11 protein-coding genes are annotated in these 14073 nt (G+C 46.2%); all 11 read left to right on the plus strand.

All coding sequences use genetic code 11. From position 1 onward, the window contains the following. Window positions 1-85: 85 nt before the first annotated feature. A complete protein-coding gene (locus DJ568_RS15120; protein WP_114006134.1) occupies window positions 86-676 on the plus strand; it encodes a tetratricopeptide repeat protein in 591 nt (196 codons plus the stop codon). A 135-nt stretch (window positions 677-811) separates the two neighbouring features. Continuing rightward, on the plus strand, window positions 812-2698 hold the full coding sequence (locus tag DJ568_RS15125) for a PAS domain S-box protein (RefSeq protein ID WP_114006135.1): 1887 nt from the start codon (window positions 812-814) through the stop codon (window positions 2696-2698). Between the two features lie 596 nt (window positions 2699-3294). Further along, a complete protein-coding gene (gene rhaT / locus DJ568_RS15130; protein WP_114006136.1) occupies window positions 3295-4368 on the plus strand; it encodes an L-rhamnose/proton symporter RhaT in 1074 nt (357 codons plus the stop codon). Window positions 4369-4397: 29 nt separating this feature from the next. Next, window positions 4398-6518 (plus strand): bifunctional aldolase/short-chain dehydrogenase, encoded by a 2121-nt coding sequence (locus DJ568_RS15135; protein ID WP_114006137.1) that lies wholly within the window; start codon window positions 4398-4400, stop codon window positions 6516-6518. 7 nt (window positions 6519-6525) lie between these two features. Continuing rightward, entirely contained in the window at window positions 6526-6840 is a 315-nt protein-coding gene (gene rhaM, locus DJ568_RS15140; protein WP_114006138.1) for an L-rhamnose mutarotase, read from the plus strand. A 9-nt stretch (window positions 6841-6849) separates the two neighbouring features. Beyond that, window positions 6850-8124 carry a TIM barrel protein gene (locus DJ568_RS15145; protein ID WP_114006139.1) on the plus strand — a complete coding sequence of 425 codons (1275 nt, stop codon included), beginning with the start codon at window positions 6850-6852 and terminating at the stop codon, window positions 8122-8124. Beyond that, on the plus strand, window positions 8124-9518 hold the full coding sequence (locus DJ568_RS15150; protein ID WP_317047549.1) for an FGGY-family carbohydrate kinase: 1395 nt from the start codon (window positions 8124-8126) through the stop codon (window positions 9516-9518). Before DJ568_RS15145 ends, DJ568_RS15150 begins: the two co-directional genes overlap by 1 nt. Next, window positions 9509-10246 carry a (Fe-S)-binding protein gene (locus tag DJ568_RS15155; RefSeq protein WP_114006141.1) on the plus strand — a complete coding sequence of 246 codons (738 nt, stop codon included), beginning with the start codon at window positions 9509-9511 and terminating at the stop codon, window positions 10244-10246. Before DJ568_RS15150 ends, DJ568_RS15155 begins: the two co-directional genes overlap by 10 nt. Beyond that, window positions 10243-11616 (plus strand): lactate utilization protein B, encoded by a 1374-nt coding sequence (locus DJ568_RS15160; RefSeq protein WP_114006142.1) that lies wholly within the window; start codon window positions 10243-10245, stop codon window positions 11614-11616. Before DJ568_RS15155 ends, DJ568_RS15160 begins: the two co-directional genes overlap by 4 nt. Then, the gene (locus tag DJ568_RS15165) at window positions 11613-12191 is read left to right on the plus strand and encodes a LutC/YkgG family protein (protein ID WP_114006143.1); all 579 of its coding nucleotides are present in this window, start codon (window positions 11613-11615) and stop codon (window positions 12189-12191) included. The genes DJ568_RS15160 and DJ568_RS15165 overlap by 4 nt, the downstream gene beginning before the upstream one ends. A 106-nt stretch (window positions 12192-12297) precedes the next feature. Further along, entirely contained in the window at window positions 12298-13329 is a 1032-nt protein-coding gene (locus DJ568_RS15170; protein ID WP_114006144.1) for a GntR family transcriptional regulator, read from the plus strand. The last annotated feature ends 744 nt before the right edge of the window (window positions 13330-14073 follow it).

A 14073-nucleotide genomic window follows, 5' to 3' on the forward strand; every position in this document is an offset into this window, starting at 1 on the left:
GTAGCGATTTATTATATTAGCGTTAAGATAACGTAGTCACCGTACCGTGAATTTAAATAACACAAAAATATTAGTGTGCTTACTAATGCTTGTTACAACGGCTTGTAAACGTAAGGGACCACCGCCAGACTGTATCAGTTTAAATAATAAAGGCGCTGAGTACTTCGGTGACAGTTACGGTGAAGAAACTAAACTAAACAATGCTATCAAAATGTATAAAAAGGCAATAGCGTGTGATTCACTTTATGTTATTGCGCATTTGAATTTAATGGTTGCTTATGGTGAGAAGCACAACTATAAAGAAGAAAGTGCAGTTATTGATAAGCTTTTAAAACTCACTAATAACGACCCTGCAATTTTACTTCATAAAGGGATGTATTTGAAGAAGACAGGCAAGGTTGATTCAGCAACCAAAATCTTTTATTTGGCGAAAAGTATTTACGATAAGAGATTATTAAAAGAACCCGGAAATGTAGAACATATCAAGCGTATGATAGAAGTGATTGCCTTAATTCATGGGAACGCTAAAGCAATTAAGGAACTTGATAGACAAATCGAGCTACATTCGGCACTTTCACAACAATTATCAGAAGAGTATTTCTTATACAAAGATTTTGACGGACATAACCCTCTTAACGACGCGACGACAACTGAATATCCGGCGAAGCAGCAATAAAGTATCTATAATTAGAAGACGATCTTAAACAGCACTATATTTAGTGTCTTTTCTTTTAGTAATTTAGTTTATGATATATTGCTGCAGCACTAATTATAACGTAGCTTTAAAATTCATCGCAATTACCTTACACGAATGATCAAACCAATACCCGGAGAAGAATACAGGGATATTTTTTACAATACCTCTGCCGCGATGCTGGTTATAGCACCTGATGGTCCGGTGTATACTATACTCGATGTAAACCAGGCTTATCTTAATTCCACCAACACCACCCGCGAAACATTGGTGGGTAAATCGGTTTTCGGTGCCTTCCCGGCTAACCCTACAGATGCCGAGTCGAAGAATATCGAACGCACCATTGATTCGTTTGAGCAGGCCATCAATACCAAAAAAGCACATACCATGTATAACTACCGGTATGATATACCCATACGCGGTACTGATGCGTTTGAAGAACGGTACTGGACAACCAGCAACACCCCAATACTTGACCCGGAAGGTAATGTAAAATATTTTTTGCATTCGCCGGCCAATGTTACTGAGTTGTACAAGCTTGGCGAACGCGAAAACAAAGCCAAGGAAGAGCAGCAAAAACTGCTTACCCTGGTGGCCAACAGCGTCGACCTGATGTCTATCCTTAACATGGATGGAACCAACTCGTATATAAATGAGGCCGGGCGCAATATGCTGGGTTTTGAAAGCGAAGAAGAAGTTGCAACAACGCCCATAGCAGACCTTCACCATCCTGATGATTTTGCCTACGTGCAGCGTGAGGTATTGCCCAATGTAATACGTGAGGGCCGCTGGACCGGCATTATGAAGGTACGGCATTTAAAAACCGGCGAAATATTTCCTGTATTTAACAGCTGCATTCGTATTGACGACCCTGAAACCGGTACGCCGATGGCGGTAGGCGCCGTAATGCGCGACATGCGACCGGAAATAGCCGCCAAGCAGGCGCTGGCCGATAGTGAACACCTGCTGCGCAACATCACCACGGCGGCTCCTACAGGTTTATGGATGGCCGATGAAAATGGAAAAATTAACTATGTAAACCAAACCTGGCTTGACTGGACCGGCCTTACCTATGAGGATTGCACGGCTGGCAGATGGGTTGATGCCGTGGTGGCGGAAGATAAGGCAAACGCTGCTGAAGCATTTACCAGTAGCATAGCTAACAGGGTATTATACCAATCAGAGTTCAGGATAAACCACGTAGACGGCACGGTGCACTGGTGTATAGCAAACGGCAGCCCGCAGTACCGTACAGACGGTACCTTTGCAGGTTATATAGGAGCCTGCGTGGATATTACTGTACAAAAGCAGTTACAGCAGCAAAAGGACGATTTTATAGGTATCGCCAGTCATGAATTAAAAACGCCTGTAACCAGTGTTAAAGCGTATACCCAGGTGTTGGAGCGTATGCTGCTAAAAAAAGGCGAGACTGTGGAAGCCAGCATGATAAGCCGTATGGACTTACAGCTTAATCGCCTTACCAGCCTCATTGGCGACCTGCTTGATGTTACCAAAATAAATACCGGCAAGCTTCAGTTTAACGATCGTGAGTTTGATTTTAACGAACATGTAAAAGAGTTAATTGAGGACTTGCAGCGCACCACCGAAAAGCACACCCTGATAGAAGATCTTAAACCCACCGGTATGGTTTACGGTGATAAAGAGCGCATAGGGCAGGTAATAACTAACCTGGTAACCAACGCCATAAAATACTCACCAAACGCCGGCAAAATCATCATACACAGCGCAATTGAAAATAACGAAGTAACCCTTTGCGTACAAGACTTCGGCATCGGCATCCCGCAGGAAAACCTCGGGCAGGTGTTTGAGCAGTTTTACCGTGTAAGCGGCACCATGCAGCATACCTTTCCGGGCCTTGGCCTTGGCCTGTATATCTCATCAGAAATAATTAAACGCGAAGGGGGCCGGATATGGGTAACCAGCAAAGTGGGCGAAGGCTCAACATTTTGCTTCGCTCTGCCAATTGCTAATCCGGACCGTTGAAGTGCTAAAACAGTTTCTTTCACTGGTAGAGGGCACGGCGGTGAAGCGCCATGATTTTACTTTTTCATACTGTACAATCAACAAAAAAACCGTCATTGCGAGCTACGAAGCAATCTCTTCTTTAAAGGTGCAGGTTGAGCTGAATTATAGATCTGCCTTGTTTCCGCCTCACCTAAATTCTCTCCAAAGGAGAGGACTTTAAAAAAGTATTTAGCCCCCTCTCCCTAGGAAAGGGCATGGGGGTGAGGCGCCATAATTTTACTTTGTCAGACGGTACAATCAAAAAAAAACGTCATTGCGAGGTACGAAGCAATCTCTTCTTTAAAAGGTGCAGGTTGAGCTGAATAATGAATCCGCCTTAATTACGCCTCACCTAAATCCTCTCCAAAGGAGAGGACTTTATAAAAAAGCATTCAGCACCCTCTCCTTTGGAGAGGGCGGGGGGTGAGGCTCTACAGTCAGGACGGCTAAGGACAGTTCCTTTTTGATATTATTTAATTTAGCCCCGGCCAACCAGGTAGCTGTCGTAGCTTTTTAGCATCGGTTAGACGTACCAGGTATAATAGTTAATTTTCATAATTATAAACCACACATAAATGCAGGCAATATTTGGCGTTATTTTTCACTTGATAGGTGGTTTTGCCTCAGGCAGCTTTTACTTGCCTTACAAAAAGGTTAAAGGCTGGGCCTGGGAGAGCTATTGGATAGTGGGCGGGCTTTTTTCGTGGCTGATTGTACCGCCGCTGGCAGCATGGTTAACCATTCCCGGGTTTGCTGATATTATTGGTGCCTCTACCGGCAATATACTGGGCTTAACTTATTTAATGGGGCTGTTGTGGGGTATAGGCGGACTAACCTATGGTTTAGGCGTGCGCTACTTGGGTATGTCACTAGGCAACTCAATCGTACTGGGCTTTTGCTCGGCATTTGGTGCGCTGCTGCCGGCTATATATTATGATTTTAACCCGGCGGATGGCAAGGTGAGCTTTACCGGTATGCTGCAAACGCAGGGCGGTTCCCTGGTGCTGATAGGGGTGGCTGTATGCCTGTTGGGTATTTTTATATGCGGCAGGGCGGGCATGCTGAAAGAGAGAGAAATAACCCCAGCCGAAAAAAACGAAAGTGTTGAAGAATTCAGCCTGGTTAAAGGGCTTATAGTGGCCATCATATCGGGCACGTTAAGCGCGTGTTTTAACTTTGGCATCGAGGCGGGTAAATCAATGGCAGATGCAGCCAATGATTTATGGAAGGCTGCCAATCCCGGGCAAGGCGAGTTTTTGTTTCAAAATAATGTAATCTATGTAGTAATACTTTGGGGCGGGCTTACCACTAACCTTATCTGGTGCGTCATGCTTAACATTAAAAACAAAACTTTTAACAATTACACCAATGTTAAAACGCCTTTATTACGCAACTATATTTTTTGCGCCATAGCCGGTACCATGTGGTTTTTGCAGTTCTTTTTTTACGGCATGGGCGAGAGCAGGCTGGGTAACGGTGCAAGCTCATGGATACTGCACATGGCCTTCATCATATTGGTAGCAAACTTTTGGGGGCTGTTGTTAAAAGAGTGGAAAGCGGTAAGCAAAAAAACATTCAGAACTTTTGTACTTGGTATATTAACCATCATCCTGTCGGTATTCATCGTAGGATACGGTAACTCATTGTAAATAAATTAAATAAAAAAAGAATAAATATTATGTCTGTTGATAAAACACGGTTTAAGCATGTAAGCTATTTATGGGACGAAGCAGAAGCGGCCAGGCTGGCGGGGGATGAAGTAGCCCTGCTTATTTACCGCTCGAATTTACTGGGTGCCGATTTACGCCTTACCAACTATGGCGGCGGCAACACCTCTTGCAAAGTGATGGCTAAAGATCCTTTAACCGGTCAGCAGGTAGAAGTGATGTGGGTAAAAGGTTCAGGCGGCGATTTGGGCACGCTGAAAAAAAGCGGCCTGGCGGCACTGTATGTCGACAGGTTGCGCAGCCTTAAAAACGTTTACCGCGGCGTGGAGTTTGAAGACGAAATGGTTGAATTGTTTAACCACAGCATATATGACCTGGCATCTAAAGCGCCATCAATAGATACGCCATTGCACGGTTTTTTACCCTTCGCGCATATTGATCACCTGCACCCCGACGCGGCCATCGCTATCGCGGCAGCAAAAGACGGTAAAAAAATTACTGAAGAGCTTTTTGGCGGTACTATTGGCTGGGTTGAATGGAAAAAGCCGGGCTTTGAATTGGGTTTGCAGCTAAAGGCCTGCCTTGATGCTAATCCGGGCATACGGGGTATTATGCTGGGTTCGCATGGCTTATTTACCTGGGGCGACACGGCTTACGAAAGCTACATCAACACCCTTGAAGTAATTGAAAAATGCGCCGAATACCTGGAGCAGAACTACGGCAAAAAAGGGCCTGTTTTTGGCGGTGCAAAACTGCAAAGCCTGCCCGAAGCTGACCGTAAAAAACAGGCTGCTGCACTAGCGCCAATTCTGCGCGGCTTTTGTTCATCTAAAACGCAGATGATCGGTCATTTTACTGATGATGCCCGTGTACTGGAATTTATCAACTCAAACGACCTGGATAGACTGGCACCTTTAGGTACCAGCTGCCCCGACCACTTTTTGAGGACTAAGATCAGCCCGTTAGTGCTTGATCTGGAAGCGGGTGAGGATTTAAGCGATGTGGCGGCTGTAAAAGAGCGGCTTGCACCGGCTTTTGAGGCTTACCGCAAAATGTATGAAGATTATTATAACACCTGCAAGCATCCCAACAGTCCGGCCATCCGTGATGCCAACCCGGTTATCATACTGTTTAAAGGCGTGGGTATGTTCGCTTTTGCCAAGGATAAACAAACGGCGCGCGTGGCGGCAGAGTTTTACACCAATGCCATCAATGTAATGAAGGGTGCCGAAGCGGTATCTGAATATACGTCACTGCCGCGCCAGGAAGCCTTTAATATTGAATATTGGCTGCTTGAAGAAGCCAAACTGCAGCGTATGCCTAAACCTAAAGCACTATCTGGCAGGGTTGCACTAATAACCGGCAGCGCTGGTGGCATAGGTAAAGCCATTGCCAAAAAACTAGTTAGCGAAGGCGCGGTGGTGGTGCTAAATGACATGAACGCCGAACGTTTGGATAGTGCTGCCGAAGAATTTAGGGGCTTATTCGGTAAAGACTCTTACACCACAGCGGTTATGGATGTTACTAATACCGAACAGATACAGGCAACAATGGACATCGCCGCGCTTGCCTTCGGCGGGGTAGACCTTATTGTGAATAATGCCGGTTTATCCATTTCAAAAACAATAGGCGACCACACAACAAAGGACTGGGATTTATTATACGATGTATTGGTAAAAGGCCAGTTTTTGGTAACCCAGGCAGCTGTGGCCGTAATGAAAAAGCAGGATATAGGCGGCGATATCGTTAATATCGTTAGCAAAAACGCGCTGGTAAGCGGCCCTAACAATGCCGGTTACGGCAGTGCTAAAGCAGCACAACTGCACTTGAGCAGGCTAAACGCTGCCGAATTAGGCGGCGATAAAATACGCGTAAATGTAGTTAACCCCGATGCGGTTATCAGCGACAGCAATATATGGGCAGGCGGCTGGGCCGAGGGACGTGCAAAAGCCTATGGCGTTACCGTAGAAGAGTTACCTGCCTACTACGCCAAACGCACCTTACTTAACGAAATTATACTGCCGGAAGATATCGCTAACGCCTGCTTTGCCTTTACCGGCGGTTTGCTCAGCAAATCAACAGGTAATGTGCTGAATGTTGACGGCGGTGTAGCCGTGGCATTTGTAAGATAGATAAACCATGGAACGCATTGCATTTAAAATGAAGCTGCATGAGGGCTGTGCCGCAGAATATAAAAAGCGGCACGATGAGATATGGCCCGAATTGCCCCGGTTTATAAAAGACGCGGGTGTGCATGATTATTCGATCTTTTTAGATGAGGATACCAACACGCTTATCGGCGTACTAAAAGCTGATAACCCTGCTTTGATAGCTGAATTTGGCAAAAGTGATTTAATGCAGCGTTGGTGGCGCTACATGAGCGATATTATGGCAAGTAACCCGGATGGTTCCACCGTTGTAATGCCCTTAAAAGAAGTATTTTATTTAAAATAACCAGTTATAATGCAATTAGAGAAGAAGATAATTGAGCAGCACAACGATGGGTTGATAAGCGGGCACCAAAAAAAGTTTGATTACAGCGCCGGCAGCGTAGCCAACATTAACAATGTGCTGGCAAAGCTGGCAGCTTTTCAAATTGCCATACCCAGCTGGGCGCTGGGCACCGGTGGTACCCGTTTCGGCCGCTTTTCGGGTGGCGGCGAGCCACGCAGTTTAGAAGATAAAATGGAAGATATCGGCTTGCTGCATGCACTCAACCGCTCAAGCGGCGCCATATCGCTGCATATCCCCTGGGATATTCCAAAAGATGTACAGGCTATAAAAGCATTGGCCGCGCAATATGATTTAAAGTTTGACGCCGTAAACTCCAATACTTTCCAGGATCAGCCGGGGCAGCAGCACAGCTATAAATTTGGTTCGCTGCAGCATGTAGATAAAGCTGTGCGCCAGCAGGCTATAGATCATAATATTGAAGTGATCCGCCACGGCGAGGCTTTAGGTTCTGATTCGTTAACCGTTTGGCTGGCCGATGGATCATGCTTTCCAGGGCAGCTCAATTTTCGCAAGGCGTTCCAAAACACGTTGGACAGCTTGCAGCAGATATATAAAGCATTGCCTGCTAACTGGAAAATGTTTGTTGAGTATAAGGCATTTGAGCCTAATTTTTACTCAATCACTGTTGGCGATTGGGGGCAGTCGTTATTGTACGCTACCAAACTTGGTCCGCAGGCATACACGCTGGTTGATTTAGGTCACCACCTCCCCAATGCCAATATAGAGCAAATTGTATCGCTGTTACTGATGGAAGGCAAACTGGGCGGCTTCCATTTTAACGATTCAAAATACGGTGATGACGACCTTACAACCGGCAGCATTAAACCTTATCAATTGTTCCTGATATTTAATGAACTGGTTGACGGCATGGATGCAAAAGGTATGGACCATGCTACCGGCCTCGGCTGGATGATAGATGCATCGCATAATGTAAAAGACCCGCTTGAAGACCTGCTGCAATCAGTAGAAGCGATTATGATTGCCTATGCGCAAGCGCTTACGGTTGACCGTGAGGCGCTAAACAAAGCACAGGCAAATAACGATGTGGTTGCCTGCCAGGAAATTTTGCAGGAAGCTTTCCGTACCGATGTGCGTCCGCTGGTTGCCGAGGCACGGCTGCGCGCAGGCGGGGCATTAGCGCCGGTTGCTTTATTCAGGGAGTTAAAGGTGCGCGAGCAGTTAATAAATGAACGCGGACAAAAAACGGTGGCTACCGGCTTGTAATGATGGCGGCGATACCGGTTATAGCGATATTTGATATTGGCAAAACCAATAAAAAGGTTTTCCTTTTTAACGAGGATTATAAGGTGGTGTATGAGCGTACGGCACGTTTTGCCGAAGTGGCCGATGAAGATGGTTACCCCTGCGAGGACCTGCAAACATTAACTGATTGGTTTTTTGCATCGTTGCAGGAAATTACTTCGTTAGATAAATTTAGCATCAAGGCGATAAATTTTTCTACTTACGGCGCAAGCTTTGTATATATAGATGAGTCGGGCCGGGCGCTTACACCTTTGTACAACTACCTTAAACCATACCCCGAACAGCTAAAAACGAAATTCTACGCTGATTATGGAGGTGAAGTAACACTATCCGGCGAAACCGCTTCGCCTGTTTTAGGAAGCCTTAACTCGGGGATGCAGCTATATCGCTTAAAATATGAACGGCCGGATGTTTTTAAGAAAATTAAATACGCGCTGCACTTACCGCAATACTTAAGTTTTTTAGTAACCGGTGAGGCATATACCGACCTCACCAGTATCGGCTGCCATACCGGCTTGTGGAACTTTAAAGCCAACGATTACCATCATTGGGTTAAAAACGAGGGCCTGGTGGTTAAGTTTGCCGCCGTTGCCCCCGCGCATATTACCGCAAATGTTAACTATCACGGGCATAATATTAAAGCGGGATCGGGCCTGCACGATAGTTCGGCTGCCTTAATACCTTACCTGGTAAGTTTTCACGAACCCTTTTTGCTGCTATCAACCGGCACCTGGAGCATTAGTCTGAACCCGTTTAACCACGCGCCGTTAACGCAGGATGAGTTGCTTAATGATTGCCTGTGTTACCTGCAGTATAAAGGCAAGCCGGTAAAAGCCTCAAGGTTTTTGGCCGGGCTTGAGCATGAGGAGCAAACCGCGCGTATCGCAAAACATTTCAGATCTCCGCATAACGAATATAAACATGTACGTTTTGATGTAGATGTGTTATTAAACCTTCAGCAAAACGCGCCGTTAATACCGGCACAGCACAACGGGCTTAAAACTTCAGTATTTCCGCAACGGGATCTGTCGGTATTTGCTAATTATAGCGAGGCCTACCACCAGTTGATGCTCGATTTGGTGCAGCGGCAGTACGAATCAACACGGCTGGTGTTAAAAGGCACCGCGGTGAAAAAAATATTTGTGGATGGCGGCTTTAGCAAAAACTCCATTTTTATGCACCTGCTGGCCTCAGCCTTCCCCGATATGGAAATATATGCGGCCTCAATGGCGCAGGCTACGGCTATGGGTACCGCCCTTGCCATACACAAAAGCTGGAACCGGCTGCCCTTACCGCATAACCTCATTACATTGCAATACTTTTCGGCAACCAGCGAGATAAAAATATGCGCATAGGTTTATTCATACCCTGCTACGTTGATCAGTTTTACCCTAAGGCCGCTATCGCGACATTGCAGCTGCTTGAAAAATTGGGGCTTGATGTTGATTTTCCCTTAAGGCAAACCTGCTGCGGTCAGCCTATGGCCAATTCCGGCTTTGAGCATTTAACCGGCGGTTGTAACGAGTTGTTCGTTGATAATTTTGCCGCGTTCGATTATATCGTTTGCCCTTCAGGCAGTTGTACGCTGCACATAAAACAGCATCTGCACTCGCATAAAAACGAAGCCGCCGCCACAGCCATCCGCGGTAAAGTTTATGAGCTGGTTGAATTTTTAACAGATATTATCAAGGTGAAACACCTGGAGGCAAGCTTTCCGCACAAGGTAGGCTTGCACCAAAGCTGTCATGGGCAGCGCGGGCTCCACCTGTCGCAAATGACGGAACTTGTAGCCGCACCGTATTCAAAACCCATGCAGTTGCTAAACATGGTAAAAGGCATCAACATGGTGCCGCTCAAACGCGCTGATGAATGCTGCGGCTTTGGCGGTACATTTTGTGTAACGGAAGAAGCCGTATCCGTAAAAATGGGCAAAGACAGGGTGGAAGACCATGTTGTTGCCGGCGCGGAGTACATCACAGCGGCAGACCTGTCATGCCTGATGCACATGGAGGGCATATTGCGCCGGCAAAACAGCCCGGTAAAAGTGATACACATAGCCCAAATTTTAAATGCAGCCTTATGAAACAGAGCACGATGGACCACGCTGCAAGGGCAAACGATTTTAACAGGGATGAGGAACGGGTTAACTGGCATGATGAAACGTTATGGTGGATACGCCAAAAGCGCGACCTGTCTGTAAACCGTTTGCCCGAATGGGAAGAACTGCGCGAAGCCGCATCGCAAATAAAACACAACGCGTTATCAAACCTGCATGGCTATTTACAGGCATTTGAGGCTAACGCCATTGCCAACGGCGTAAAAGTGCACTGGGCAGCAAATGCCGATGAGCATAACCGCATTGTGCATAATATTTTAAAAAGCCACGGCATAAACCGTATGGTAAAAAGTAAGTCAATGCTTACCGAAGAATGTCACCTGAACGACTATCTTGCCGAAAATGGTATTGAAGTAATTGACTCCGATTTAGGCGAACGTATTGTACAACTGGCCAACGAGCCGCCCAGTCACATTGTGTTGCCATGCATCCACAAGAAAAAAGGAGAAATTGGCGACCTGTTTCACCGGCACTTAGGATCTGCCGAAGGCGAGACGGACCCGCAAGTACTTACCGAAACCGCCCGCCAGCACCTGCGCGAAGTGTTTTTAACACGCAAGGCGGCGTTAACCGGCGTAAATTTCGCCGTGGCCGAAACCGGCGAGTTTGTAGTTTGTACCAACGAAGGTAACGCCGATATGGGCGCACACCTGGCAGATGTACATATAGCAGCCATGGGTATTGAAAAGATTATACCGTTACGTAAGCATTTAAGCATATTTTTAAGGTTGCTCACCCGCAGCGCCACCGGGCAGCCCATCACCACCTATTCCAGCCATTTTAAAACGCCTGCTGCAGGTAAAGAAATGCATGTAATACTGGTTGATAATGGCCGCAGTACGCAGCTTGGCCGCGAAGACTTCCGTAATTCCCTTAAATGCATACGCTGCGGCGCCTGTATGAATACCTGCCCTGTATACCGGCGCAGCGGCGGCCACAGTTACCACAGCGCCATAGCCGGCCCCATAGGTTCAATACTGGCGCCCAACCTGGATATGAAACAACACGCCGATCTGCCCTTTGCCTCAACGCTTTGCGGCTCGTGTTCAAATGTGTGCCCGGTTAAAATAGATATTCACGACCAGCTGTACAAATGGCGGCAGGTTATTGTAAAAGAGGGCTACGCGCCCGAAGCAAAAAAACTAATGATGAAGGGGATGGCGCTAACCTTGTCGTCGCCGGCATTTTACCGGTTTGCGGGCAAGGCCGGCCGTACTGTGATGCGCCTGGCGCCATTTGCTGCCGGAAACAAGTTAAACCCCTGGTACAACCAGCGCGATATGCCCGAAGCCCCGGCACAATCATTTGCCGAATGGTATAAAAAAAACAGGTTATGAGCAGCAGGAGCAATATACTCGCGGCCGTATTGGCCAATCAGCCGGATAACTCGCCGTTGCCTGATGTAAGCATTTTTAATGACCTGTACACCAGTGAGGATGCAGTGGAGAGGTTTATTGCAACAGCTATGGGTATTGGCAGCAGTGTACACCGTGTAGCCGGTATTGATGAAATAAACAAAGTAATAAGTGAGCGGTTTACGCACGGCCCGGTGGTATCAAACCTGTCGGGCATAAACAATGCATTAGCTGTTGATGACGATAATTACCATGCCGCTGATGTGGAGCTGAGCGTTTTTAAAGTCCGTTTGGCTGTAGCAGAGAATGGTGCCTTGTGGTTAACCGAAGAGGATATACAAAAACGGGTTTTGCCGTTTATATGCCAGCACCTTGCGCTGGTTGTTAACGCGGCTAATATAGTGGGCAGCATGCACCAGGCCTATGAACGTATAGGCAATGCCCGGTACAATTATGGTACCTTCATTTCAGGCCCGTCAAAAACAGCAGATATCGAGCAATCGCTGGTACTGGGCGCACACGGGCCGCGAAGTTTAACCGTTTTTATTATTGACTAGCACAAAAACACCGGCCTTGGCAGCATTGGGCAGCGGGGAGGGCATATCGCCGCTAAAATTGCTAAATTAGGCAATATTTTAGGTATTGATACCATACTATCTGCTCATGAAACCGCTAAGCATCTTTGAATATATTTTTATAGACGAGTATTCGGCCACGCCCAAATACCTGCAGATCTCCAATTCAATAATGAAGGCGATTGAGGCAGGGCAGATAACTAAAGACCAGTTGCTGCCATCTATCAACGAGTTGAGTAATGTGCTTGAGGTATCACGCGATACAGCCGAACGGGGTTATAAGCACCTGAAAAAGATAGGCTTGCTGGGTTCGGTGCCGGGTAAGGGCTACTATATTATTAACACCGACCTGGTGCAAACCCTTAAAATCTTCCTGCTTTTTAATAAACTGAGCGCGCATAAAAAAATCATTTATGATGCTTTTGTAAAAGCCATAGGCGACCACATAGCCGTAGACTTTTACATTTACAACAATGATTTTAGCCTGTTTAAAAAGCTGTTGAACGAAAAAAAAGATAGTTACTCGCATTACGTTATTATTCCGCATTTTTTAGAGGACAGGGACAATGCGCATGAAGTGATAAACACTATCCCTAAAGAAAAACTGGTGTTGCTGGATAAGCAGGTTAAAGGCGTAAACGGAGAGTATGCGGCGGTTTATCAGAATTTCGACAAGGACATTTATACTGCTTTAGAGAGTGCGCTTAGTCGGCTAAGTAATTACAATACGTTGAAGGTGTTATTCCCCAAACGCAGTTATTTCCCGGTGGAGATATTAAAGGGCTTTAACCGTTTTTGCCATCAATATGCCTTTACGGGTAAAGTTGTGTATGATATAGGGGCCGAGCCGATAGCTGAGGGGGAGGTGTATATTATTTTAATGGAGGACGACCTGGTCACCGTTATCGAAAAAATTATCAGTCAGAAATTAATTGTTGGCGAGCAGGTAGGGGTAATATCCTATAATGAAACCCCGCTTAAAAAAATAATCCTGAACGGGATCACTACCATATCAACAGACTTTGAAAAGATGGGTGCTATGGCCGCTGAACTTATCCTGCAAAACTTAAAGCAACAGGTTGAGGTTCCTTTTTATCTTACTTTAAGGGCATCGTTGTAGGTGAACGTCATCGCGAGGCACGAAGCAATCTCTTTAGACTGTTCAGCCAGTGCGTCGTTAGGATCGGATGTGTGCCATATCATTGCCAGTGGATGTACTTTTTCTTTTTCCGCAAAAGAAAAAGTACCAAAAAGAAAACTCCCGGCTGCGCCTGACCCTGTTAAAGTTAGTGCTAATGCACTGCCAATGCTACCCGTGCCAGCCGATGCCGGTTTTTGCGGTGAACTTCTGTTCGTCAGGCTCTATATTCTCTTTTGTAATGTCTTTAAACTAATTAAGTATATAAATAACCGTCATTGCGAGGAACGAAGCAATCTACATGCTTGTCATACCTGCGGCGCTTCGTTAGGCTTGGTAAAGTGTTTTGCCGAAAGCCAGTGGATGTACTTTTTCTTTTTCCGCAAAAGAAAAAGTACCAAAAAGAAAACTCCCGGTTGCGCCTGACCCTGTTAAAGTTAGTACTATGGCACTGCCAATGCTACCCGTGCCAGCCGATGCCGGTTTTTGCGGTGAACTTCTGTTCGTCAGGCTCTATACTCTCTTTTGTAATGTCTTCAAACGAATTAAGTATATAACCGCCATTGCGAGGTACGAAGCAATCTACATGCTTGTCATACCTGCGGCGCTTCGTTAGGCTCGGTAAAGTGCTTTGCCGAAAGCCAGTGGATGTACTTTTTCTTTTTCCGCAAAAGAAAAAGTACCAAAAAGAAAACTCCCGGCTGCGCCTGACCCTGTTAAAGTTAG

It is taken from the genome of Mucilaginibacter hurinus (genome assembly GCF_003324525.1).
GTDB lineage: Bacteria > Bacteroidota > Bacteroidia > Sphingobacteriales > Sphingobacteriaceae > Mucilaginibacter > Mucilaginibacter hurinus.